Consider the following 25,485-nt stretch of genomic DNA (forward strand, 5'->3'; position numbering starts at 1 on the left):
CGTTTTAAGATACTTATTACTCTAAATGATCTCTTAGACTCTATATCCTAGTATCTGTGTCTTTTATTACTAACTTAGTATAATAAGATTGATATTACTTTTTATCAAAAAGGGTCCTTTTTTGAGACTTTGCAGTTAGCCAATAAACGCACATTTAAAAAAGGTCTGATTACATCATTCTGCAGATTGATTTGCTTTGAGGGTGTGGTGATTTTTTCCGTTTTTCTTTAACCCGCGTAAACAAAGTTGATGGAAATGATTTGACAGCACGTTGCTTAAGTTTTCTACTGATTAAGTACTCTCTAATTTCAGGCAAATTTTCTTTCGACCATTTGATGGCCTTTTTCAAAGAATTTTTTGACATTACCGTATGAGGGTTAATCTGGTGAGTTTTTACAAAACTTAATAAGGTGGTGAGTGCTGCTCTATTGCTTTGCTCAATGGCGATATCTAAGGCGCGTTGACCTAAGTTATTTGAGTGGGTAAGGCTTGCGTTTTTATTAACTAATGATTGGAATAAGTGTGTGTTGTTATGGGTATCAGGTGATAAGCAGGCGACCTGTAACGGGGTATGATCTTGCCGGCCAATTGTATCTACCTGGATTGTTTCGTGATTTAATAACAAGTCAACAATTGTGTCGTAGCCATTTTGGCAAGCTATATAAAGGGGAGTTTCCCCATCATTGTTTGCTTGATTAAACGCAATATCTGAGTGCTTGAGTAATTCCTGTACGATCGTCAAGTGGCCCTTTTTACAGGCTATCCAAAGCGGAGTTACCCCATCACTACGGGCTTGATTAATCGCAATACCTGGGTGGTTAACTAATTCCTGTACGATAGTTAAATCACTATTTTGACAAGCTATCCAAAGCGGGATTGCCCCATTATTATTGGCTTGATTAATCGCAATATCTGGGCGCTTGAGTAGATACTGTACGATCGTCAAGTGACCATTTTGACACGCTATCCAAAGCGGGGTTGCCCCACTATTGTCTGCTTGATTAATCGCAATGTCCGAGTGATTGACTAGTTCCTGTACGATCGTCAAGTGACCATTTTGACATGCCATCCAAAGCGGAGTTACCCCATTATTATTGGCTTGATTAATCGCAATGTCTGGTTGCTTGACTAGTTCCCGCACGATAGGCAAGTGACTATTTTGACACGCTATCCAAAGCGGAGTTATCCTACTATTGTCTGCTTGATTAATCGCAATATCTGAGCGCTTGACTAGTTCCTGCATGATAGTCAAGTGACCATTTTGACACGCTATCCAAAGCGGGGTTGTCCCACTATTGTCTGCTTGATTAATCGCAATGTCTGGGTGCTTGAGTAGTTCCTGTAACACTGTCAGGTGGCCCCCTCGACAAGCGAGGTATACTAATCCTATACCGAAATAATTAAATACCCCAGCAATCTCCGCTGTAATAGGATAATTGTGATAAAGGTTTAAAAAGCGCTTTTGTAGGGCTTCTAGGCCTTGATGAGGGCGAGTCAAAACGGTGGTTGTAAAAACGATATGGCTATTGCCCCTTAAGGATTGAAACAAGCTCTCAACTGTCTCCGTAGGCGTTAACATGCGAACATACTCAGGGGACCCATAACGGGCAAAATCATTGGTATCGATATAATGCCATTGGTTATGTCTTTTATTGTATTTCAAACATACGCTATGACATCCATTACCCAACAAAATAGGGCAGTTTGATGGCGCCTCTGTTAATAGATTGGCCAGGTCATTTAAAAAAGCCCTTAAGCACTCTCGGTTAAACGCATAGGGTTTATCAAAGAGAATAGTAAACTTAACGTGCTCTAACTGCTCTGATTTAGCAACCGGGTAAATCGTGGTTAGTTTGTCTTGTGAGACAAACGCATCGGGAAATAACTCACTATAAAATTGCGGATTTAAGTAAAGCTGCATTCCATCAAAAAAAGAAAGAATTTGCAGGTATTTTTGAGCCCTCGCATCAAGTACCTGCTTTGCTTTAACCTGTTCTTTAACTTGAGCGATGTGTGCTGCTAACTTGTTAAAATCACTTTTATAAGCACTAATGAAGTCAAGTCGCTCAAAAAAGCTTACCTCATCGTCGGCTAAAACAGCTTGACCCCACATGCCGGAGAATCCCTGACATAGGCCACCTTTCATTGATTCATAACCAAGACACTTGCCAAGTGCTATTAGGTCGCCATGTGATAGTTTTAGCATATTTTTATTATATAAAACCAGTTTGGTTGAAAATTATACGTTAATTGACTTAAGGAATTATTAAGGGCCGCGTTGCAAAAAATATCAACGAAAGAAAAGTTAAATTTTAGATAGAATCCAACTGTAATTGCAGACCATTCATTGATGAATAATACTTTATTTCTAGTCTCATATAGCTAGATATTAAATTGCTTTTCTAAACATGCGCATAACTTCAATGCATTAATAGTAGCGTAAGCAGTATAGGATTAATAATTTATTTAAACTTTTAGAAATCAAATTCTATCCTATTATTGCGATACTTAATTAGAATGTTATGAGCAAGAAAAGTTTCAGAAAGGGTCTTTTTTTGAGACCCTTCAGAATTAATACTTATAGCTTATATTGATATTGCGCAATATCTTCTTCAATGCCTGGTTGTACCTCAGATAAAATGGCATGTTGGATATCTTTTACTAAGTTAAATGAGCTTGAAGTTGGATGATTGCATAAAGTAAAAAAAGTCATGGCGGTGTTTCGAAGGTTTTTAGCTCGTTTTTCCAGAGGTTTTGTGGAAGTTGGATTATAAAAAAATGATGTTATGTAATTGGTCAATTTTTTTATTATGGATTCTTCTTTAATTTCTTCTCTAATAATTTTTGCAAGTGGATGGGTAGAGTGTGAGTTTAATAGTTCTTTTAAAAACTTAAAACTTGTTTCTTTAGGTAATTTAGGTGAGTTTATAATCCTATTAATAATTTCTTCTATACAATACTTACTTAAAGCGGCTATGGTAGGCTTGCTAAAGGATTTGCCATCAATTAAATCCTCCCAGAGAACATCTAATAGTTCAAGAGATACCGTCTTATCAATCTCAATATAATCAAGACTAATTTGCGCGCTCTTATAGCCTTTGCGTAGTGCGCATTCGTAAAGACGAATGGCTTTAGGATAATTGATATTTTCACCTTCACCTGCCTGATACATGTATGCACGATTACACATAGCATATTCTTCGCCAAGTTCAATAGCATACTCGAAAAGTTGAATGGCTTTAGCATAGTCGACAGGCCCACCTTGACCAAGTCGATGCATACTGGCGCGATTACCTAGGGCATAAACATTGCCAAATTTAATAGCCTGTTCCAAGAGGCGAATCGCTTCAGGATAATTAACAGGCTCATCCATCCGATAAATGATGGCAAGGCTAACCATAGCATCAACATTGCCATGGTTAATAGCTTGTTCAAGAAGTCTAATGGCTTCAGGGGGATTTTTATCCCCACCTAAGCCTAGGTTATGTAGATATGCGCGACTATACATGGCATAACTATTATTTAATGTAATAGCCTTGTCTAAGTACTCAATGGCACGTTTGTAATCTACATTACAGCCTATTCCAAATGAATATAAAAGGGATTGTAAAAATAAAGCATGAGAATCTTTCTCATCCGCACTTTTACAATAAGTATGAAGGTTTTGAATAAGTATGCCTAGGGTCGATTCAGTTTTTATAAATTGTTTAAGGATGTCTGAATCAAAGGTCTTTGTGAGTGCCTTTAAGTTGACATAGTTGCCTGCTAATATTTCAAGGCTAACCTGATTGAGTATTTGAGCTTCCTGGTAGGCATATTTGTCTGAAAATGAGGCGCGTGAAATGTCTTTAAAAAGCATAATTGATTACCAAGGTTTGTAAATAAAGCGATTTATAGCAAATCTTTCAGATAATATATACGATACATACCGTTATTATTGACATGGTTTTGTTGCAATTACGCTTAATAGCTGAAGCAATGAGGTGAATATGACTTCTTTTTGGGAGTTATTAAGTTTTTTACTAGATGCACTGACATGTTTTGAGCTTAAGCGGCCAGAATTTACATGTAATCTACAACTTCAATCTACTGTATCAATTTTAACTATAAGGAATACGGGCAAAAGAGCAGCAAGAAACCTAAAAGTTAGTGGGGTAATTAATCATGGTCGCAATAAAACTTATTGTTTATTATTTGGCAAGGGTAGCAAGAAGCTGAAAACAATCTTTATCAAAACTGCGAAAGCAAACCATAATTTCCCGATAAAAATAAATGTTCCTTCTCAAGTTCATAGACAAGAGGGATTCAAAATATGTTTAACAATCGAATATCAGCTAATTTATTTTTTTCTCATAACCCGTAATTATATATATAAGACAGAAATAAATGATTTTTTAAATCTTGAGCTATTTTAAACATTTATTTTTTTGATTCTAGCACAACCTATTTTTACGTCATTTCAATAATAATTTAACTAATTCTCTATTACTTATGTACAATTAGCGACACTACAAAAATTAGATAAATTTATTAGAAAGGGTCCTTTTTTAAGACTTAGAGATTACAGTTTTTATCAATATCTTTTATTAATTTTAATTTGCCAAAATAAAAATTTGCGAATTAGAGTGAGCGACCCAAATATCTTATATGAGCACTAAGATTAACTTGCTATCAAACTATGAAAACATTAAATTTCCTTAAATGATAATTTTAAGAATTATGTTATGAAAGCAACGCTACTCTTACCTAATGATTATGTGAAAATAAAGCAATATCTAATTGAACAAATTAATGCCTGGCAAATTGCAATCAGAGATTATGAAGATAAATATAATAAGAATTATTTTAATAAGACGACTCTTCTTTATGCTTGGCATAAAGCTTTTGAACGAATAAATAGTTTTTTATTGTCCGATAGGAAAATCGATTGCTTTATCATCACTGATAATAATGAGGAATTACAAGGTATAGCATTTGGAGCGAAACGATATTATGGAAATGCGACGGATGCGTTGTCCTTATTTGGTAGGCAAAAAATAATACCTTCTTACCATATACATGATATCTTAACAGCGCCATGGAATATTTTAGCTAGGGCCTTTAAAGAAACAGAAGAAAACCTCCAAGATAGACACAAAAAAATAGGTACCTCTTTAATGAAATTGATAGTTACTCACGCTATGACAGAGGATGTTAAACAAATCGTAGCTGATATTGATGCTCCTTTTGATTCGGGGTCATTTTTTAGTAAATGTTTTTTTGAACAAGTCACCCCTGTCCTAGGTTTGACTTATCAACTATCCCAAAAAAATTTTTCTGAAGTTGTTAATAAACTAGAAGTTAATAAAGAACAGTCATGTAGTACTAAATATTCTACCTTCAATGTGATAGATGATTATCCTATCCATACTGAGTCATTAAATCTATAAGAGGCTTTCATGCCCTTAGTTGGTCAATGAATCGTTTTCAAAATCCCAATTAAATATTTTTAATGTGAAATAGTTTTTTAGGCTCTATTGTAAATAGGAGATGATTCCTATATTGCAACACCGCCTTCACATTTAATAAATTTAATACTCATGTTTTATTAGGTAAGCGTCTAATGACCAGCGGCCAGCTCCTACGATGAGTAAATAACATGCCTCCATTAACATAGCCCAGTCTGTTCTTGATTCATGCATGAAACTCCAAAAGCCATAGCGATTAAGTTCCCGCACCTGGAAAATCCACCAATCACTCCCTAGCAAAATAGGGATTTTTGTCGAAATAAAAGCGACAATCATAATAATAATTAGAGGTATTGCAGCAAGACGAGTGAATAATCCTAGAAGTATCAATGAGCCACAAATTATTTCAAACCATCCAACGAATGGACCCATGATTTCAGGGTATGGTATTCCAATTCCTAGAAACCGGCCAGCACCAAGCATTTCAGGGAATATTAGTTTTTGAATTCCTTCTGGTAAAAAAATCAATCCTACAGATAGGCGAATTAAAATCACCCAGGGGGAAGCAGTACTATTCAATAAATAGTGAAATTGATTTTGATTCATACTATAAATTCCTTTTCATGTTTTCCTTAGATAATAAGCATTTAAAGCATGCCACACTAAACCCAATAGAATTAAAATAAGGCCTGAGACCCAAACAGCCAAAGGAACCCAAAAAGCTAAAAACGAACAAGCAATTAAACCTATAGCGGCTATAATTTGAGGATACATTCGCTCTTCTTTAGGCAAATATAATGCCGCCAAATTGGTTATAAAATAGTAGATTAATACAGTAAAGGAACTGAATGACCAAGTTAATTCAACACTGCCTAATAGAGTAAAGCCAGCTATCAAGATACCAACACTCGCTATAGCAACAATTGGGGTATAATTTTTTCTAGAAACAAAGGCAAAAAATCTTGGTAAATCACCTCGACGTCCCATTGCTAATACTACTCTCGATAAACCTAAAATTAAGTTAAGCAAGACACTCAGCATGGCAGTACAAGCACCTAATGCGATTAATGTAGTAAGCCCAGGAATTCTCATAGCCCTGGCTGCCGTTTCAAGTGGCGTTGCTTGATATTTGGTTGTTAACCACAATTGATTGGCTCCAACAGAGCCTATAGCAACTAAAGCCACTAAAATATAAAACGATGCACTGATAATTAAAGTTAAGATAATTGCTTTAGGGATAGTATATTTGGGCTCTTTTACTTCTTCGCCTAAGGTTGCAATACGTCCATACCCTGTATAAGCAACAAACATTAAGGCCGTTGCATAGAAAAAATTCCCTAAACCATCCTTAATTTGTGGGAAAAAAGGTGTAAATTGACGCCCTATATTTTGGAATAAGTTAGGCAGGCCAGATAGAATAAAGATGAGCAGTGAAACCAGAGTGATAGAGACAATAAGCAAATTAGCTCTGTTAGAGCGCTTTATGCCACTTAATACAATAAATGTTAAAGCGATGACTACCAAGCTGGCTAAAAAATTATTGGGACCGTTGTGAAAATTTATTAGGTGTAAAAAATAACCAGCAAAGCCTAAAGCAGCCGTTGCTGCCGAGGCAATTTTGGCGCATAAAAACATCCAACCGGCAGTAAATCCTAAAGAAGGATGAAGATAGCGGTAACCGTATTCATAAGTACCGCCACTAACAGGATGATTTGCGGCAAGCTGTGCGCTTGATAATGCATTACATGTCGCAACCAATGCAGCAATCACAATCGCTAAAATAACCGAGGGGCCAGTAACACCGCTAGCTAAACCAATACTTACAAAGACGCCTGTCCCTAAGATAGAGCCTAATCCCATCATGGTGGCACTTAGCAGGTTAAGAACTCGCTCTAATTCTAAATGTTTCTTATTAGTCATAAGTTATACTTGCACTTCCTATTCCTATTCCTATTAACCCACTTTATTGCATAATTAGCATAAGTTATTTTTGCGGGGCTAAATATGTTTTTATTTAATTCGAGTTTCTGTTTATTTTAACAATAATAAGTATCTAAAATGTTAATGTGCTAAATTTAAAATAAATTTATATTATTTTACTTGAGCCCAAGGCAATTCTGCCCAGGAAGTTGTGTAACACGGGCTTTTCATTTCGCGCTTCATCGACCACTTCTTTTGAAAACCTTCTGCTGCAAGCCGAATAGTGCGGGTACCATATTTTTTATTGATGGATTCTATTAGCGTCATTATTTTTTCAGATTTAGCAATCATGGTGTCAGAAGGTTTATGAAACAAATCCATTTGCATATGTGATTTAGGCGCGAGTTCTGCCAGCATAATGCCGCTTTTCTTATAGGGTATACCTTCTTTATAAAGACGCTTTAATGCTTGTTTAGCAAATGAGGTTATTTGTCTTATATCATCGGTTGGATTGACTAACCGAAAGCTGATTGCTTTGGAATAGGGCTTAAGGCTTTCGTCAAAACGATTGGTGTAGAGAAAGACGGACATATAGTGTGCGACTAATTCTTGCTTGCGAAGTTTACCCCAGGCTGTTGCGCAATGATGACTTATTGCTTCCTCAATTGCTATCAAATTAGTTTGAGGTAAACCAAAAGAGCATGAGGCAACAAGGCTTTTTTTAGGTTCAATGGCTTCAAGAGAAAGACATGAAATACCTTGAAGCTCCATGACGGTGCGTTGTAAAACAATATTAAAGTTCGCTTTAATCCAGTGTGGATTTTGGCTAGCTAATTGATAGGCCGTTAGAATTCCAAACCCCTTTAATTTTCTTTTCCCCTGTCTACCTATACCCCAAATATCACCAACTTCTATTTTTTCTAACCACTCGGTTTCGAAGCCTGAAATGTTAAAAACAGGCATGTTTAATTTTTTCTTAGCCACAAAGTTCGCTACCTTTGCTAATGTTTTGGTATGCCCTATACCTATGGATGTTGGAATACCGGTATATTGTAAAATTTTTTGCTGAAGGGTTAGGCAAAATGTATTAATGTCTTTTTTTGTAAGTGTCGATAAATCAAGAAATGCTTCATCAATGGAATATACCTCAACTTCATCCCAAGCTTCTTCAATGACTCGCATAACGCGTGCTGACAAATCGCCGTACAAGGTATAATTCGACGAAAAAATCGTGACATCATATAAATCACATAGTTCTTTTACTTTAAAATAGGGCGCGCCCATTTTAATGCCAAGTGTTTTTGCTTCATTAGAGCGTGCGACAACGCACCCATCATTATTCGATAAAATGACAACAGGCTTTGTTCTTAAGTCAGGCCGAAAGAGACGCTCACAGGATGCATAAAAATTATTGCAGTCAATTAAGGCAAACATTGTTAGGAGGCCTGATGAATAATATGAGTAACGACTCCCCAAATAACGAGCTCTACCTCTTCGGTAATGTCAATCGGTGAGTAAGTCTTATTAGCAGGCATTAAGCGAACTGAGCCCTCTTTTCGAAATAAACGTTTAACGGTTAATTCACCATTGATAGCCGCAATCACAATTTTATCATGCGCTGCCTCAACACTTCGGTCAACAATGAGTAAATCGCCGTTATGGATACCTGCATCACGCATCGAATCACCTTGGGCTCTCACCATAAAGGTAGCTGCGGGATGCTTGATTAAATACTCATTTAAATCAAGCGTTAATTCGAGATAATCATCAGCAGGCGAAGGGAAACCGGCAGCAACTTTACTCCCATAAAGTGGAAAACGCTGCACCGATGTAGCATGAGTAGTATCAAACTTAGCAATAATGGTGGCTTTTGTTAAAGGTTCTTTATTCTTTTTTATTGTTATTAAGGCGTCCATAGCCGCTCTTTAAAATGAACACGTCTATTGAGTGTAGGCATAACCTTATTTTTTGTAAATGTATAACTTCTAAACGCTTATCGCCTCCCTTGTCCTTTGTCGATATCATGGCTACTTATAAATAGTTTATTTTTAACTTTATTTAACTGACCTTTGTGAGATTCTTAAGAATGTACTTTTTTGTAAGGAATTTATTTAAGGGAGGGCGATGTGTTGCCCTAAAAAATCCATGCGTAAAAGATAAACTGGCAAAGTATTTCTATAATAAAATAAGGAAAATAAAACAAATATTGATTTAAGGAAAAATATGAATACCTACTATGTCTATCGAGTCAACTTTCAGCCTGAACCAATCATTCAAGGCAAAATTGAAAAATTTGATGAAGAAGAGGAAGCTAAACAATATATAAATAAGAACAAATCCTCATACCAAGGATCTAAATGGCTGATAATAAGACAAGTTTCTTCTTCTGAATCCTATGAACTCCAAGAACTTATTTAAAACTTGCCTTAGGTAAGGATAAAAAATGAACGTGATTCAATTTTTGAATAGTAAATGGGTTTTTATCATTTTGGTTTTAATTGCTATTTGTCTTATATACGCTTTTACGTCTATCAATGAAACTAATACACTAAATCAGGCTACATTCTATAGCTCAATAGGTTATGCGCTTGGATATAGTACAATGGCAGTAATATTCTTTTGGGCAATTCCATTCTGGATATTAGGATGGTTGGCATCATTGCTAACAAAAAAATTTAGAGTAGGCTGGGCAACTAGTAAAAATGGAATCATGGTTGGATATATTTTAGTACTCGTATTTTTATTGATATCAACTATGGAAACTAAACGCAAAACAAATCAAGATATTGATTATCTATCTAGCATAGCTAAAGGTACAGCTGTAATGGAAGATAAAAAACAACCAGAAAATCATTCATCAACTGACTCTCAAAATTTAATTAATAAAATAGCGACTAGTTATAAAAAAGTTTATCAAAGAAACTATAACTCAATACAGAAAATGAATGATGATTATCAATCATTAGAATCTAGACTAGAAAAATCGTTCATTCCAGATAAATTAATCACAATTACTCAAATAAACAATGCAAGACTAGTTTTATCGGATTTCAGAAAATATATTAATGAACGCAATTCAATAAATGCGAGTTTTCAGTCTCAAATAGAAAATGAGCTAAAAAATTCTGGTATTAACAACGAATCTTTCTGGAAGGAATACGATTCCGGCAAAGCCAAATCTGAAGAACAATCTAAAGAATTAAATGAAATAAATATGGAATTAATCGAAACGCTATCATCTTTACTAGATTTAATTCAAAATAACCTAGGTCATTTTTCAGTAGCAAATAATGTTTTTACTTTTGATGATTATGTAGCACAAAGTGAATACGAACAATTGAGTAAGAAATTAAGTGAACTCGCAGAGAAAGAACAGGCAATAACAAAAAACATTGAGAATAGAAGAGGTGAAATCGAGAAATTTTTTCAAGATCTCAAATGACGAACTTGTAAGTTGTTAGTGCTTAAGACCATAAATACAGTTTGAACTCTGACTTTAGAGTGATTCGATAATGAGCAATACACTAGCTAAAAACTTACACGCGCTAATGATGAAGCAGGGTCTAAATACATTAACGCTTTCTAAGGAGTCTAAGATTCCTCAACCCACCTTACACCATCTTTTATCAGGTAAAACTAAAAAACCAAGAAGTGAGCTTCTACAAAAGTTAGCTCAATTTTTTGATATCTCAATTCCAACCCTATTAGAAATAGAGCTAGCCAATCAGCCTACAAGTTCTGTTAGGAAATTTCCCATTTTAAACTGGAATCAAAATACATTGAACTTTTCTAAGCAAGCAGAAATAGACAATGAATTTATACTTGGTTCGTATCCTGAAGAAAGTTTTGCCTTCTTTATTCATAAACGAATTTGTCATAGCCTTTGGCCTAATCAAAGTTTAGCTATCATTGCGCCAAGTAGAACGCCTGAAGAATCGCAGTGCGGGTTAGTTTACTTTAATAAGTATGGCCTTATCCTTAATAAAATCTACAAAGAGCAGGGTGATTTCTTTATTAAATATCAAAACGCAACTGAAGACCTTTTGTTGCTAAAAATTGATTTAGACAGTGTGAAATGGTTTGGACAGCTCATTGAATTAAGATTAATGGGGCAAGCGCTAACTGAATACTTATAATTCATCATGAATTCAACTACTGATGTACCTTAATTTTAAAAACTATTCCAATAAGGAAGGACAAAGGTGGCCGATGGCAAATACTTATGAGACAACTATTTTTAACCAACAGGAATTTTACAACTATAAATTTTCAGATTTAACATTAGAAAAAACAGAGCTTGAAAATAAAGTATTTGAGAATTGTAAGTTTGAAAAATCTAATTTTAGTGAAGCCAAATTCACAAGCTGCAAATTTGTCGATTGTGAGTTTGTATCCTGCAATTTAAGTGCAATCGAGCTCAATAATACCTCCTTTAGTGAAACACTCTTTGCAGACTGTAAATTAATGGGAATCAATTGGACAAAAGTGAAGTGGCCACTGATTAAATTAACAAGCCCAATTCAGTTTTATCGCTCAAACATTAGTTATTCAAGTTTTTATGGGCTTGATTTAAAAGAAATCATTATTGAAGAGTGTATTGCGCACGATGTGGATTTTAGAGAAGGCAATTTTTCTAATGGGAATTTTACCCTAACTGATTTTGAGAATAGTCTTTTTATGCATACTAAATTGCATGCTGCATCCTTTATCGAAGCAATAAATTATTCTATTAATCCCATTGATAATGATATTCGCAAAGGAAAATTCTCAGTACCTGAGGTGTTAAATTTACTGCATGCTTTTCAAATTGAAATTGAATAGGAAAGCTAAAAGAATTGTGTTTTTTACCCATATACCCTGACTCAAGCTTCACTAGTTTGAAGTTGTTACGCTCCGTGCGGATATGAGGGTTTTCAAAGTTTATTTTGATAAAGAGCCATTTGTTTTTACTTCATGGTTGGTAATGTAAGGATTAGGATAGCCTTCTATTTTAGCAACCGCTTCGGCCCACCATTTTTCATTTGTACTGGGTGGAAATTGTTTATCCCAGACGATAAAAAGATTTCGTTGTGCTTCACTTAGCTCAATACCGTACTTATAGGCCATGAAAAGATTCGCACGTGCCACAATACCTTTTGCGTAATCTGCAGGCTCTACCCGCCTTGACTTTTTATCGATAGTAATAGGGCAGCCATAAAAGGAAGTATGATTCTCTAACATACTGTAACGAAAATTAGAGCGGGCACTATTTACAAGTCCTACTGCAGGCCATAAATTATAAAGCTCACCTTCAGCTTGCCTAAATTGCTTGTCAATTTTTTCGCAGCACTTCCTGCCTTTATATCTTTTTCCATTTTTCTTAATACAAAGGGGCTCTCGCCAACAAGCAAAATGGTTACCGAAGTTCTCAGCGGGCATCATATGCTCCCATTCCACCACATGAGCGCGACGAATTCCGGATGCTGACTGCATATTACAGCTTGCCAAATCAACCCTTAAGCGCGCATCAAATTTGCAGCGACAGTATAAGGTTTCACGTTGGAATGCAAAAATAATTCGTGCTTGTTTTTTGGCTTGAGTAAAGGTTTTAGGGGGTAGTGCCAATACAGAAGATGAAAGCATTAAAATGGCAGTTAAGCGGAATAAAAGAGTCATTCAAGTAAACCAGTTGTTATCGAGAAAATATTATTTTTATAGTTAGGTTATAACTATTATTAAAGTTAACTAACCGCCAATAATTTAACATACGTCTAAAAGGTTAATAAGCAATATAGAAATTAATTAATTATTTTCTATTAAAATGTATTTATTGGGAGTAGTAATTTTCTAGGAGCTAAACATAGTAGTTATAATGATAACTTTACCTAGGTCATTATTATGCCAAAGCTATATACTATAGGTCATTCTTCGCATTCTTTTGAAGAATTTTATGCTCTTTTAAAATCCTATGCGATTACCCATTTAGTTGATGTACGCGCTTTTCCTAAATCGCGTCATGTACCCTGGTTTAATGAAAAAGAACTAGATGCCGCATTACGCGAAGTGAATATTTCCTATCTTCATATAACAGCGCTTGGAGGCAGACGCCGAACTAATAGAGATTCTATTAATTTAGGATGGCGCAATACAAGCTTTCGGGGATATGCAGATTACATGCAAACGTCTGAGTTCTATGCAGGGCTTAAAAAGTTAAATCAACTATTAGGAGGAAAAAGGCGAGTTGTAATTATGTGTGCCGAAGCATTACCTTGGCGATGTCATCGCTCTCTTATTGCTGATGCCGAAATAGTTCGCGGTATTACCGTTTTTGACATCTTAAGTCGCACATCTGCTCGTGAGCATACCTTAACTTCCTTCGCAAAAGTAGATCGCTCAAAAAGACCCATAAAAATCACTTATCCTAGATAAAGATAACCTTAATTTCATTGAGGTAACAGAAAATGAGGGTCTCATGAAGGATTGTTGCAGCCTTTCAAAATCAATTTCTTCTATTAAGAATAGATTCGTATGTGCTATCTATAAATTAATTTTTATTTAATTCTACCTCTTTGACCTTTTTGAATAATATGAATGATTAAATTTTTCTATAGAAATTTTCTAAATTCATTAACAACCAGATGAATATATGAATATATATAACTCAATATATCTGGAATTACCTCACCTTTATCTTCAAATCTAATTACTAAGTGAGCTTTTAAATTCAGATCAAAATTTGTAAGTTCAATAGGTTTATTTGTGCGATATTCCATAATCAGACCAGGTTGGATGCCATGGAAAATAACTTTAGGAGGGCAATTCATAGCAGCATCTTCTGGTGTTGCAAATTTTACTTGAATATTTTTTTCAAGTTCTGCTGGAGTCATCTCCGCAGAAATAGAACTGCGATGTTTATCGATATTACTTAACAAACTTAAAATTGCCAAAGGATCATTTTCTGGCTCCCCTATAACACCAGGATTTTTTCTTTGAAATGGCTGGATGTTTCTCATTATATTAACTACTTCAGGGGTAAAATTAAAATTTAGAATTCTAAGCTTTGAATTAAATTTATCTTCATCAGTAAATATAGGAAAATAAATGGTACTAGTTTTCTCTGGAGGATCACATTTAATTTTTGCTAAAGCAAAAGCAAGTATGTCGAGAGAGCTACGCATATTATGAATACACTCCCCAGACTTAAAGCCGAAAGAGGATAAACTAGATGTATCTAATTCTTCTCTATAGATATTATAGCCAAACTGGTTTTCTCTATACTCGATTTTAAATTTTATTGGATTTTGCTCTAGCCACCTAACAATATCTTTCTCAAGCTCAAATATTTGCTCTTTAGCTCGATTTAAGCGCTTTTCTATCGGATCTATAAACTGTACTCTCATAAGGACCTCGCCGAAAGTTAGAGAAAGTACTAACAACATCATTAAGTATAATACTAATCTTGAATTATAGAACTAGGTTCTATATAATTAGAATAATGAACTTAATTTGAGTATATTTTGCGAATTTTTAAAAATAAATGGTTTAATAAATTTGCCAAAAAAGAAAAGATTAGCGATAAAAAGTTATGTGAAATTGTTAAAAACCTTGAGAAAGGGCTTATTGATGTCGATTATGGAGGTGGCGTAATAAAACAACGTCTAGCTAGGCTTAACCAGGGTAAGTCGAGCGGTTATCGTTGTATAATATTATTTCGCTTTAATGAAAAGACTTTTTTTGTTTACGGGTTCCCTAAAAATGAACGTGACAATATTAGTTTAGATGAGGAAAGAGCATTTAAGGACCTATCTGAGCAGATGTTTAATTTTACGGATAAAGAAATAGATAAACTAATAAATACAGGTACACTTATCGAGGTAAATTATGCCTAGAAATAAAACGTATAAAAGTGAAGCAATGGAAGCCATTCATTCTACGGTAATGGATATGTATGATGCAGGGGTGGTTGATAAAAAAACCTTACGAAAATTTGACCAATCCTGTTTAACGCCTATAGGTAATTTTCTTCCTCAGGATATTAAAGCTTTACGTGAGCAAGAAAATGTCAGTCAATCTGTCTTTGCTAACTGCCTTAATGTATCTAAAGATTTAATTAGTCAATGGGAAAGAGGGGTTAAAAAACCCGCTGGAACTTCATTAAAACTACTTTCTTTAATATCTAAAAAAGGTCTTAAGGCCGTATTTTAAGGATAAGTCTGATAATACGATTTATCAGACTTAATAATAGACTTCTTGAGTTTAAAATTTAGGCAATGATACTGTGATTATTTCTATATTTTTGTTATAATATAATTAAGACGGGTAAAACCTAGTTATGTGCCTTCAATGCTCCCCGCAATCGCGGGATATGAGTTGGAGGAAAAAGACATAGCGGGCGCCGTCTTTTTTATTTTAGTTTCGGTTGCCATCTAATTTCTTCAATAATCCTACTTGAAAACGCTTCATACCAGCCTAAATCACTTAATGCATGTTTACGAACGATGCCATAACAAAATAAATCAACGGCTTGAAGTCCAAAATTATTATGTGATAATTCATGCAAAATATTGAGAGACACATTAAGTGGTAATTTAGGTTCAAGATTAGTTTTAAGAAAATAATCAAATACTGACCTTTCGCGTTTACCTTTACACTTATCAACGATAAGTTGGATATGTTTATCTGAAAAAGAAAAGTCCACCTTATCAATGATTTCATGACAAAGTAAATTATATAATCGATGTGGTTCAATCACGTCACTAATCTGAGAATATAAATGAACTTTATCAACAACAATACTATAAATACCCCAATTTTGATGAGAAAATTTTTCTAGTTGGCGATAAAAATATTGTTTAATAGCAGCGGTAGTGTTAGAGCCTTTTAATTCTGAAATTTTATTTTTAGTTTTTTTCTGGTTTAGCTTCTCAACTAATGTTCTTCTAATCGCTGTTTTAAATGAAAAAAAAGTATTTGAATCATGACAGACAAGTAAAGTGATACAAAAATATTTTGAGTTATTTTTATCAAAATTAAATCCTAAATCCCCTGATTCATCTAAAAAAATATACATAAGAAAGTTATTATTTTTATAATAAGTAATTTTAACAAATTACCTATAGTCTTACACTAAAAAATGATAGCTATAGGCATTAATTTATATCGTTAATATGAATCAATCACAAACGCGCAATTGGCTTGCGCTGTAAATTTTAAATTAAGTTAGCCTAATAAAACAGCAGAAAATCTAGAGGAGTATTAAGAGAGCTATTGCATAGCCAGCACACCTTTCGCATTATTAGCATATGCCCTTCTCTTCCTTTATCCATCAGGCTTTTAAGGGTTTGTTGCTAATTTATTTGCATAAAATGGCGATGAAGAAATGATGAAGTTTTTGGTGAAGATAAAATAAAGCAAAGTCCTTATTATTCCTGACCTCTAGCGTCGATGTCTCATCATGTTCATCACAAACTTCATCACATCTTCACCACACCAATTGAGATTTATGACTGATTTTTAAGCGAAGTCGTTAGAAGTTCGCTATATTTAGTATCTGCTGCACGCTGTAATTTCTCAAAATCCTCTCGATTTAACTTTAACAATTCACTGGATAACTTCTTAATAAGGGCGTTCATCTGAATAATGAGCTGATGACAATATTTTTCGACAGCGTCATGTTCTCTAACCTCACCTCGTTCTTTTAGCGTTTGATGGAGTCCCACTTGAATTAATTGATTAACAAGATTAGACAATGAAACATTATTTTTTATTGCAAGCGCTGCGAGGCAATGATGTAAATTTTCAGGCAATGAAATCGTTAAACGTGACATGGAAAAAACTCCTAGTTTATAGTTCTAATTCTTTGAATAGTTCTTTATTAATTTCTACACTTCCTGTTTTAATTTCTTGCTCTTCTGTCTTCATTTTTAAAGTCATTATTTTTGATAATTCTGGCGATTCTATTTGAATTTTTTTATCAATAATGGATTGAAGCGATAGTTGATTTGAGTGATTAAATCTTTTTTCATGTTGAGCTAATTGGCTACTAGAAGTTATATCAAGGGACGCTGGCTTAAGAGATGAGTTTTTTTCAATCGCGTCAATCAATTTTTCTTTATTATCTGTGACCAAAATCATGCCATGAATAGCTCTTGAAATTTGGACATAGAAGTTATTAAGTGTGGTCCCGAACCGATGAAACGATTCCATTAAACCAATACCAAACGGTGCATCTTTTCCTTGAACTTTATAGTTAGTCAGCACATAGCTGTAATCGAGGTGGTTTAAAGCGGGATGTGTTTTTTCAAGTGTTAAGGAGCGCCCTTCTTTCGTGACAAAATGAAGCGCGTCTTTATTGATTGCTACCAGTGTTGAGCACTGCCCGTTCCGAATTTCATGTGATTTAAAATTACGGGTCCACATGACTTTATCGCCCTCGAAAAGCTCTAACGATTTTGCTTCATACACTTCAATAAGACGCTCCAAAGGTGCGGTATGCGTTTTATAGCTCGGTAAGTTTTTCAAATTAAATTTAATTAACCTATCCTGTTTGTCTATTAGTGGTAATACATTATCTTCTCGATGTCTTTTACTGATTTCACCTACCGTATAATAATGACCTGATACAATTTTATGTCGTTTAAAATCTTGGTTAAAGCGCACTTTTTCACCCTTTTGATAGTAGGTGACGAATCGCTGTTGTATGGGTTCTATTGTTTTTGCTTTAAGGATCATTTGATTAAAAGGCTTACCATTTAAGGTACCTTCTTCTTTTAAGCCCTGCCGAAGTAACGTAGTGATGGACTCACGATTAGCGTGCGTGGGTGCAAAAAGCAAGGTCTTCTCTCGAGTATCCGGTGTTAAAGAGAGCCAATGAGTGGCAATCCAAGCTACACGCTCTTCATGGGTAGCTTGGGCTTTAATCTCAATCTTATCTAAGGCGTCTTTCACATCTCCCTTGGTTGCTGCCATAACCGCCTCTTTAAGCATCTGATTCTTTTGCCGTACTATTTCATCCATGATAGTTGTCTCAATACCATATTCTTGGGTTAGCCCAAAAAGGCGCCCTGCATTCACACTGGGTAGTTGTGCCTTATCCCCGACTAATACAAGTCTTGCGCCAGTGCGTTCAATATGTTTAATGAGTTCATGACCTTGCTGCGAGGACAACATCGAGGCTTCATCGATAATAAAAATTGTTTTAGCTAAAGAAGCGGCTTTTGCGGTCTTTAATTCTTGATGCACCAGTGGAAAGACATCGGTTTTAATGCCTGCTTTCTCTTGCAACTCAAAGGCTGCCGAGCTTGCCACAGTAATACCCCGAAGCGCATAACCTTGTGCTTTAATGAGTAAGCTCGCTTCCGCAAGCATGGACGTCTTTGCAACCCCTGCATAACCTTGGATAGCTAGATAACGGTCCTTGCTGGTTAGTAACACGCGCATCGCTTCAATCTGCGAGTTTGTCATAGGATATGACAATAAGGGTGCTCGCTCTTTTTGAAACGCTTTTACGGTTCCAAGAGTGCTTATGGCAGCAACTGTCTCTTTGTTGCGCTCAATACGTGCAATTGTTTCTGCTTCCAACGTCAAAAGCCAAGGAGTGGTTAACCTTTTTTCACCACTGTCAGGGCATCTCGCTTCATAGAATGTTTGTTCCTTTATTTGCTGGTTAATGGCTTTAATAATTGCTTGTTGCGACACGGCTTTAGGATAAATAAGGCTATGTTTCATCGCTTCTGTAAGTAGCACTCGCTCTGAAAAAATAGACGTTCGCTGACTTAACGTTTCTGTTGCAACATGAAGACACGCGAAAGCTGCATCGAGCTCTGAAGGTTTTGTAGTTTTTTTGAGGGCGTTAACGAAGGATATCAGTTTATCTTTCATGCCTGAAAACCAAGAAACCGGTGGCTCTCTATCTCGATTTTGCATAAAGATTTTCGCGTCAAATCCTAAATCGTTTGCACGTTGTTGCCAGTCTTTAACGAGCAATTCTAAGTCGTGTTCCTCTTTAGTATTGCGAGTTAGCAACGTTGCTGTTGAAGCACTTTTTGCGCCTTGCCATCCTTTTTCATTAAGGAGACTTGTAATATCTTCACGTCTTCTTGAAAACGCTTTTAAAACATGTTCAGGCACCCCATCAATTTCAAATAATCCATGACCGGTTAATCGTAAATGAAAGCCTTGTTCTTTGAGCAAATTAGCTAAATGTTGGCGGTAAATCAAACCACAGTAATGTGCATTGTTTTGAATCTGCTCAATGACGCCCTGGTTTCTTGATGTATCACTTGCAAGCGAGCGTGCCTTACCTTTATGAAAGGTAATATTCATAGTAACGCAATGCGTATGCAAGGCTGGATCGTTAGCACGCGAACTAGGTTGTCTAAACGCGGCGACCACTAAATTATTCGTTTTCTCAAAGGAAACTAGGCCGCTTTGCGAAATTCTAGTTTGAGCAAATTCTTTTTCAATTTGTTGGATGGTAAATTGCACCGCTTTATCGTGAAATTGAATTAACTCAGGGGCCACGCCTAATCCAATTAGAAGGGATACACTTTTAGGCGCTGAAAAGGTCATATCAAATCCTGGGCGATGCTCACCTTTGAGATTTTGTAAAACCTGGCCATCAGGAAGCTTACCTTCTAATAAAGCAAGCATTTGCTCTTTAAATACCACGCCAGTTAGATTAAGACTCTTGCTCCCCTGCCCTAACCACTGCATGGCTGTTGCGTCCCCTGCGTAGTAATTAAATGCTTGCGTATAATAGTCAGCAGCACTTGCGGCTGATTTAAGTGGCTGTATACTTAACATCAACGCTCCTTTTCTTACACTTCAAATTCCATAACAGCCGGCTTTTCTTTAGAAAGCTCAAACGAATCTATTAACGCGTCAAAGGTGTTATTTACAACAGCTTTTTGTTGTAAGTCTTCATCCGCAGGCACTTTGCGGGCCACAAACCCTTTCAAAAGATGTGGTCGGTTTTTAGGCTGAAGTTTGAGCTGGGTAACAGGATAGCTTCCTGGCAAGCGCACAAAACAATGTAAATTTTCTAATTCTAAAATTTGTGGGTAAGATACGATGGGACGCGTACTCCGCTGATTGCCAAGTGATATGCCATCACGAATGCTGTTAGCGCCATAGGAATAATTTTCTCGAAATTCCTCAATTTCTTCTTCACCTAGTTCACTTGAAACAAGTCTTGCCATCTCACTACTAGGACTTCTGAAAAAAAAGCGTGTGTTTAGCAAATCAAAAATCTCTTTGCTGCCTGCTTGCCCATAAACTTTCGTCAGTTGAGAAAAGCTTTGCATGCCTAGCAGAAAGCAACCACCAAATTTTCTAACTTCAGCAATGGTTTCACCAAGGAGTGGCAGTTTGTGAAGGCTAGGTAATTCATCACAAATAAACCAAATACGGCGATGTGAATTTGGTGTAAGACTTAATAACGTTAAAGACGCCATCGCTAGCCACATCGAAATTAATGGCTTTAATGAATTATGATTCTCACCGTTAGATGAAATAAAAAGCCAACCTTTAGAGCTCTCATTGGTAATATAATCATGAATAGAAAAAGGAGGTGCATCCCTTAAATTTAGCCCTGATAAATTTTTAAGGGATTTTAAGTAAGTTGTTATGACTGAGCGAATGGAAAAAGCTGTTTTTTCAATTCTACCGCTGACTAAGGTTGCAGCAGCAGTGCCTTTAAGATAATTCTCTAAATAGGAAAACTCATCGGTCAACAATAATTTAAGTAGTTTTTCAAGCGAGCGGTCTTTATCATGGCGCATTTTTACAGCACTACTTACAAAGACAGTTCTGGCTGCCCTATTCCAAAATGAATCTGATTCATCAAGTATCGGAATAAGGCTTTCTGCCATATTCTCAAAATCTGAATCGCTGGGTGCCTCACGCCACATATCCCAATTGGCGCATCGCTCATCAAATGGATTTAAAATCACATCTTCATGTGCGTCGTAATAATGAGGAATAAAAGTACAACCCTTATCATAAACAATGACTCTATCTCCTCTTTGACGCAACGCATCCATGATTTTCATAATGAGCTGACTTTTACCAGTACCTACTGTTCCATGAATTAAAAGATGCTGTACTTCAGAGTCTCTAATGAGTGGAAATCCATCAATTCTGATATCTGATTGCTCATCGTTTTTAATAATCTGTTTAATCAAGTTTTCTCTCGAATCTATGCGACTTCCGCGAATAAATTGATTTCGCCGCTGCTCTTTTCCCCTATAAATAAAATAGACGGCAAGGCCAAATCCGAAAATAAATGAAAATGCAAAGGCCGCTAATGCAGATTGACCTAATAATTTAACCATATGACTTGCATTTTCTTTGTAATAAGGGTACTGAAGAATGGTTTCTACGGTCTGCTGATAGTAGGCCCCCTGAAATGAAAGATTAAATGTATGTCTTTGGCCTATAAGATTTAAAAAAGAAGAACTATAGTAAGCCAGTGCTTGATAAAACTTTTCTAAAGGCGTAACTAACCAAGTAATTAGGCTCGTTAATACTACCCAGAGAAAAAGACAAACCCATAATAATGTTTTCGTAATTTGATCCCACATCCGAAGGTTATGAAAACTGATTTGTCCGCCACGGGTATAGTGTTTAAAATTGGGTTCATCACGCACGGTGTTTAACTCCTTATCCTTTTTCAGGCAAAGCAGTAGCTACCACTGCTTTAAAAATGGTTAAAAAACTAGCTATAAATTTAAAGAGCTATTCGATAGATAGCTTATTTTCTTTACTAAAGTAATGATTGAAAATAGAGAAAATTGTGCTAATTCCTATACGATTTAATTCCATTTTCACAAAAAAATAAGTTGCAGCAAGGCTTCCAAAAAATGAAAAGACAATCATCATAAATATCGCAGCCGATTCACTATAACTTCCAAATAAGGTGCATAAAAAAATAAAAAATCCAAAAAATAGATAGGTAATGTGCTTGAATTTTCTAGCTAGCAAAGCCCCTGTTTTAAGTTTGCTTTCCAAGTGATAACAAAAAAGAATGAAAAAATTGATAGAGGGTGAAAGCAAGAGCATGGCACCAAAACTCAAAAAAAATGCGAGCAACATTGACTCTCTTATGACTTGAGATGCTGGCTCGCTTGCTAGTCCTCCATTAGAGGGGTGATTAAGGCCTGCATAAGCAATAGTGATTGAAATGATTAGCCAAATTTTCCAAAACCCACTAACGAATAACTTTAATAATCTCAAATAATATATTTTGGCAGGAATAATATCAGGATTAAGATGTTTTATTGTTTCAATATCCTCACTAATTAGTTCCCTTAACCTTTGATGTGTCATTAGCTTACTCTCCTTTATTGTGAAGTCCCCAATTTTTAGGTAACTGATCCATTAAAATGACATCTTTTTGTGCACGAATTATTCCTTCTTGTAATTTTAAATCTTTTTCATCATTTAAATTTTGGCTCTTTGCCTTAATTGATTGTTCACCTTTTTTAAGATGCTGATGCAACGTATTATTTTGCTCACCTATTTCTTGTTGTAATAACCTTAACATGTTTTCATTAGTGCCAAGCGTCATGGATTGTGCTTGGCGAGCTAGTTGGTCATTGTTTTTTTGATAATGAGCCCCTAATTGGTTTTCTTGAGAAACAAATTTTCGTTGCTCCTTCTGATAGAAAGATTCAACCTCTGCCTTTTGCTCTTTGCTACCGAATTTGGTGATTAACTCATCTCGCGTGCTTGCAATAAAATCCCGACCTAAAGCTTGAAGCTTGTTGAGTGATTGTGGATCGCCTGGGTGACTAAATAGCTCATCGCGTGCTGCCTCACCAAGTTGGCGTGCTACGTAAGAGGGAAAGGCTTGATTTAAGTCGGATGTAATTTGTGATGAATGAGATTCTACAAAACTCTTTGTATTTTGGATGCGCGTAGCCTTTGCAAGAGAGGTATCCACATTACGACTGGCCGTTTCGGCCTCTCTTAAGTCGGCGCCTAATTGATTAGACAGAGAAGCAGCTTGTGAATGGCTGTCATCAAAATGATGATTTTGTGAAAAGTGCTTCACATAACTCATTGCATCATTAAAATCACGCGATTGCCGCGCAGAAAGCGCACCATCTATACCTGTATGATATTTATCACTACTTAAAGATGCGCGATCAAATTTAAGATTCGCATTTGCGCTAGCATGTAATCCAGTCCCTAATTCAGCAAGCTTGCCTAATATTGTTTTTTGGCTTCTCAAACCAGCTTGTACACCCCAACCACCGCTAGTCAAATGCGAGAGCGCATCTTCTTTACTTACTCCCATACGGCGCGCCACATCCTCAGCTATGTGACTAATGGTTGATAAGGCTTTGGAATATTGCCCTGTTTCAGCTTCTGATACGCCATCGCCTAAACGCATATCATGGCCTGCCAAAAGGGACAATTGCAGCGCACGATGTGCAAAATTAGATAATGAACTTTGATAATGTGCCGACTCATTTCGAGCAGCCTGGGTAGACTCTTCATAAGCTTGATTAAGTGAGGCATTTAATCCTTCTTGTGCATTAATTGACACAGCACTTCGAGTCATGCCAGGACTTATATCAAACACGCTATCGCCACTTCCTGTAATTGTTTTTAATACCCCACTTCTTAATTGCTCGGTGTGCATGCCTTGCATGTGTGTCCAATTTGAGTCGTGCTTATTAGCGGAAAAATTATTGGCATTCGTGTTATAAAAGCTGGTCTGCCCAAGTCCAAAGGAAGCACTAGCCGCTTCGCCTGCCACAGACATACTAGAGCCTTGCATATGGCTCATCATACTCGTTGCAAGATTACTAAATGCACCTCCTAAATTAGATACCAAACCATGCGAAAGAAAGGGAATCAACATCATCAAATACCCACAAGCCCCTGAAATATCCGCATGTAACTCATCGATTTTATCAAGATTGACCATCGTAAATTGACCATATTCGCCGGAAGAAGAAGCGCCGTAAATTGTCATGCCGGCATTTAAAATTGCAAAAAGCACTGGCCAAAATTGTAACGACATAAAAAACTGCAGATAGCCATAAAGTATTTTTACGCCACCTGGTAGCGTGGTTAACGCAATAATTAAAGGGAAAACGCCAAACAATAAAAGTGTTAAGCATGTATGGGTAATGGGTAAAATCCAAAGTGCCTTTTGGCCTAACACTTCCCAGCTAAAGCGATGTTGTACTTGGGATTTGGTAAACTGCTGGTTCACAATCCCAGCTGTTGCATCGGTAAATGCTTGATAGTGTGCTATGCCATCACCCATGGCATTAATCATCATGCTTTGTAAAAAGATATTGCTGGCAGTATCCGTTAACCCCTGGTAGTAATCAAAGGCAGATTTCAAATGAGTACTAAAGAGTGCTTCATAAGTGGTGTTCTTAGGTTTGCCAAATAAATTCACACCAAAAAAAGTATAGGCTTTTTTAATCTCGGCCTCGAGCTTTTTGAAAAGACTGTAAGGCCCGTTAGGTTTAGAGGCATCAAGACAAGTCACGGGTTTCCCATTGACAGAAATCATGCGAAGGGGCGAAGCTTTTGCTGTAATCAATTTCCAAATATCCGTAGTATGCGCTAAATCCCCCACACTATATTTACGATTTAATCGAATATCACCTACCACACAGACGCGAAAGTACTCATTCATTTCCTCTTTAAGTACGGGGTCTTTAATACGAAAAGATGTTGACGCTGAAATTAAGCGTGAGCCAAATAATGCGCCTGTCTTTGTATATTGCAAATCATTAGGCATCGTTAAAAGCGCATCATAAACTTCTGCCATCCCATATCCAATTGTGGTGACTAAACTAGCGCTAAGTGCAAACACCACCGGCACATTATCCACGACCCTTGGCGTTTGCGATGAAATATCATCCATCAGCACAGACGTTTTAGGCAATAACACTAAATTGATAAAAAACACATAGCCTAAGAACCAGCGTGCAAAAGCCATGGGGTCACGAGTTTTAAGAAACCCAATGGTGGCCATGACAATACCTATTAAGGCTGTAATGCGCAGCAACCCTAAAAAGCTATCCTGCTTCATAAAGGCGCTAATGGCATTGAGCACATGTTGAAATAACTCACCTCCTGCTAACACATGAATCGTTATCATCTAATGTTT

Annotated in this window: 23 protein-coding genes; 9 read left to right on the forward strand and 14 right to left on the reverse strand. The window is 36.2% G+C overall.

Going from position 1 to position 25,485, the window contains the following annotated elements:
• Positions 1-169 precede the first annotated feature (169 nt).
• A complete protein-coding gene (locus DYH30_RS17530; protein ID WP_115333036.1) occupies positions 170-2,206 on the reverse strand; it encodes an ankyrin repeat domain-containing protein in 2,037 nt (678 codons plus the stop codon).
• 372 nt (positions 2,207-2,578) lie between these two features.
• Positions 2,579-3,859 (reverse strand): tetratricopeptide repeat protein, encoded by a 1,281-nt coding sequence (locus DYH30_RS17535; protein WP_115333037.1) that lies wholly within the window; start codon positions 3,857-3,859, stop codon positions 2,579-2,581.
• 130 nt (positions 3,860-3,989) lie between these two features.
• On the opposite strand from DYH30_RS17535, the gene DYH30_RS17540 reads away from it, so the two are divergent.
• Both DYH30_RS17540 and DYH30_RS17545 read left to right on the forward strand, forming a co-directional pair.
• Positions 3,990-4,415, forward strand: a complete 426-nt coding sequence (locus DYH30_RS17540; RefSeq protein WP_115333038.1) for a hypothetical protein — start codon at positions 3,990-3,992, stop codon at positions 4,413-4,415.
• Between the two features lie 309 nt (positions 4,416-4,724).
• Complete coding sequence (locus DYH30_RS17545) at positions 4,725-5,429, forward strand: hypothetical protein (protein WP_115333039.1); 705 nt, start codon at positions 4,725-4,727, stop codon at positions 5,427-5,429.
• A 141-nt stretch (positions 5,430-5,570) separates the two neighbouring features.
• Here the strand turns inward: DYH30_RS17545 and DYH30_RS17550 are convergent, their stop codons facing one another.
• From DYH30_RS17550 to DYH30_RS17565, 4 genes are all read right to left on the reverse strand, one after another.
• Positions 5,571-6,053: a DoxX family protein gene (locus DYH30_RS17550; protein ID WP_115333040.1), complete on the reverse strand. Its 483-nt coding sequence runs from the start codon at positions 6,051-6,053 to the stop codon at positions 5,571-5,573.
• 15 nt (positions 6,054-6,068) lie between these two features.
• Positions 6,069-7,367 (reverse strand): APC family permease, encoded by a 1,299-nt coding sequence (locus tag DYH30_RS17555; RefSeq protein ID WP_115333041.1) that lies wholly within the window; start codon positions 7,365-7,367, stop codon positions 6,069-6,071.
• Between the two features lie 171 nt (positions 7,368-7,538).
• Entirely contained in the window at positions 7,539-8,801 is a 1,263-nt protein-coding gene (locus DYH30_RS17560; RefSeq protein WP_115333042.1) for a Y-family DNA polymerase, read from the reverse strand.
• A gap of 2 nt (positions 8,802-8,803) precedes the next feature.
• Entirely contained in the window at positions 8,804-9,283 is a 480-nt protein-coding gene (locus DYH30_RS17565; protein WP_115333043.1) for a LexA family protein, read from the reverse strand.
• A gap of 307 nt (positions 9,284-9,590) precedes the next feature.
• Between DYH30_RS17565 and DYH30_RS17570 the strand changes: the two genes are divergently transcribed.
• The 4 genes from DYH30_RS17570 (at position 9,591) to DYH30_RS17585 (ending at position 12,188) form a co-directional block, all read left to right on the forward strand.
• Positions 9,591-9,785 carry a hypothetical protein gene (locus tag DYH30_RS17570; protein ID WP_115333044.1) on the forward strand — a complete coding sequence of 65 codons (195 nt, stop codon included), beginning with the start codon at positions 9,591-9,593 and terminating at the stop codon, positions 9,783-9,785.
• A 25-nt stretch (positions 9,786-9,810) separates the two neighbouring features.
• On the forward strand, positions 9,811-10,809 hold the full coding sequence (locus DYH30_RS17575; protein ID WP_115333045.1) for a hypothetical protein: 999 nt from the start codon (positions 9,811-9,813) through the stop codon (positions 10,807-10,809).
• A gap of 70 nt (positions 10,810-10,879) precedes the next feature.
• Positions 10,880-11,503, forward strand: a complete 624-nt coding sequence (locus DYH30_RS17580; RefSeq protein ID WP_115333046.1) for a helix-turn-helix domain-containing protein — start codon at positions 10,880-10,882, stop codon at positions 11,501-11,503.
• A gap of 73 nt (positions 11,504-11,576) precedes the next feature.
• A complete protein-coding gene (locus tag DYH30_RS17585; protein WP_115333047.1) occupies positions 11,577-12,188 on the forward strand; it encodes a pentapeptide repeat-containing protein in 612 nt (203 codons plus the stop codon).
• A 99-nt stretch (positions 12,189-12,287) separates the two neighbouring features.
• On the opposite strand, the gene DYH30_RS17590 is transcribed toward DYH30_RS17585, so the two are convergent.
• Positions 12,288-13,022: an endonuclease gene (locus DYH30_RS17590; RefSeq protein ID WP_115333048.1), complete on the reverse strand. Its 735-nt coding sequence runs from the start codon at positions 13,020-13,022 to the stop codon at positions 12,288-12,290.
• 222 nt (positions 13,023-13,244) lie between these two features.
• On the opposite strand from DYH30_RS17590, the gene DYH30_RS17595 reads away from it, so the two are divergent.
• Entirely contained in the window at positions 13,245-13,775 is a 531-nt protein-coding gene (locus DYH30_RS17595; RefSeq protein ID WP_115333049.1) for a DUF488 domain-containing protein, read from the forward strand.
• A gap of 176 nt (positions 13,776-13,951) precedes the next feature.
• On the opposite strand, the gene DYH30_RS17600 is transcribed toward DYH30_RS17595, so the two are convergent.
• A complete protein-coding gene (locus DYH30_RS17600) occupies positions 13,952-14,746 on the reverse strand; it encodes a hypothetical protein (RefSeq protein WP_115333050.1) in 795 nt (264 codons plus the stop codon).
• A gap of 117 nt (positions 14,747-14,863) precedes the next feature.
• On the opposite strand from DYH30_RS17600, the gene DYH30_RS17605 reads away from it, so the two are divergent.
• Entirely contained in the window at positions 14,864-15,235 is a 372-nt protein-coding gene (locus tag DYH30_RS17605; protein WP_115333051.1) for a type II toxin-antitoxin system RelE/ParE family toxin, read from the forward strand.
• On the forward strand, positions 15,228-15,551 hold the full coding sequence (locus DYH30_RS17610; protein ID WP_115333052.1) for a helix-turn-helix domain-containing protein: 324 nt from the start codon (positions 15,228-15,230) through the stop codon (positions 15,549-15,551). Before DYH30_RS17605 ends, DYH30_RS17610 begins: the two co-directional genes overlap by 8 nt.
• A gap of 199 nt (positions 15,552-15,750) precedes the next feature.
• Here DYH30_RS17610 and DYH30_RS17615 read toward each other — a convergent pair whose 3' ends face one another.
• From DYH30_RS17615 to traG, 6 genes are all read right to left on the reverse strand, one after another.
• On the reverse strand, positions 15,751-16,416 hold the full coding sequence (locus tag DYH30_RS17615) for a DUF3800 domain-containing protein (protein ID WP_115333053.1): 666 nt from the start codon (positions 16,414-16,416) through the stop codon (positions 15,751-15,753).
• A 430-nt stretch (positions 16,417-16,846) separates the two neighbouring features.
• The gene (locus DYH30_RS17620; protein WP_115333054.1) at positions 16,847-17,173 is read right to left on the reverse strand and encodes a hypothetical protein; all 327 of its coding nucleotides are present in this window, start codon (positions 17,171-17,173) and stop codon (positions 16,847-16,849) included.
• Positions 17,174-17,189: 16 nt separating this feature from the next.
• Positions 17,190-20,150, reverse strand: coding sequence for a MobF family relaxase (gene mobF, locus DYH30_RS17625; protein WP_115333055.1), 2,961 nt, complete (start codon positions 20,148-20,150; stop codon positions 17,190-17,192).
• 14 nt (positions 20,151-20,164) lie between these two features.
• Complete coding sequence (traD, locus tag DYH30_RS17630; RefSeq protein ID WP_115333056.1) at positions 20,165-21,994, reverse strand: type IV conjugative transfer system coupling protein TraD; 1,830 nt, start codon at positions 21,992-21,994, stop codon at positions 20,165-20,167.
• Positions 21,995-22,082: 88 nt separating this feature from the next.
• Positions 22,083-22,673, reverse strand: a complete 591-nt coding sequence (locus DYH30_RS17635; protein ID WP_115333057.1) for a hypothetical protein — start codon at positions 22,671-22,673, stop codon at positions 22,083-22,085.
• A 4-nt stretch (positions 22,674-22,677) separates the two neighbouring features.
• A complete protein-coding gene (gene traG / locus DYH30_RS17640; protein ID WP_115333058.1) occupies positions 22,678-25,476 on the reverse strand; it encodes a conjugal transfer mating-pair stabilization protein TraG in 2,799 nt (932 codons plus the stop codon).
• Positions 25,477-25,485: the final 9 nt, after the last annotated feature.

Origin of the sequence: Legionella busanensis (genome assembly GCF_900461525.1) — a bacterium.
GTDB classification, from domain to species: Bacteria; Pseudomonadota; Gammaproteobacteria; order Legionellales; family Legionellaceae; genus Legionella_C; species Legionella_C busanensis.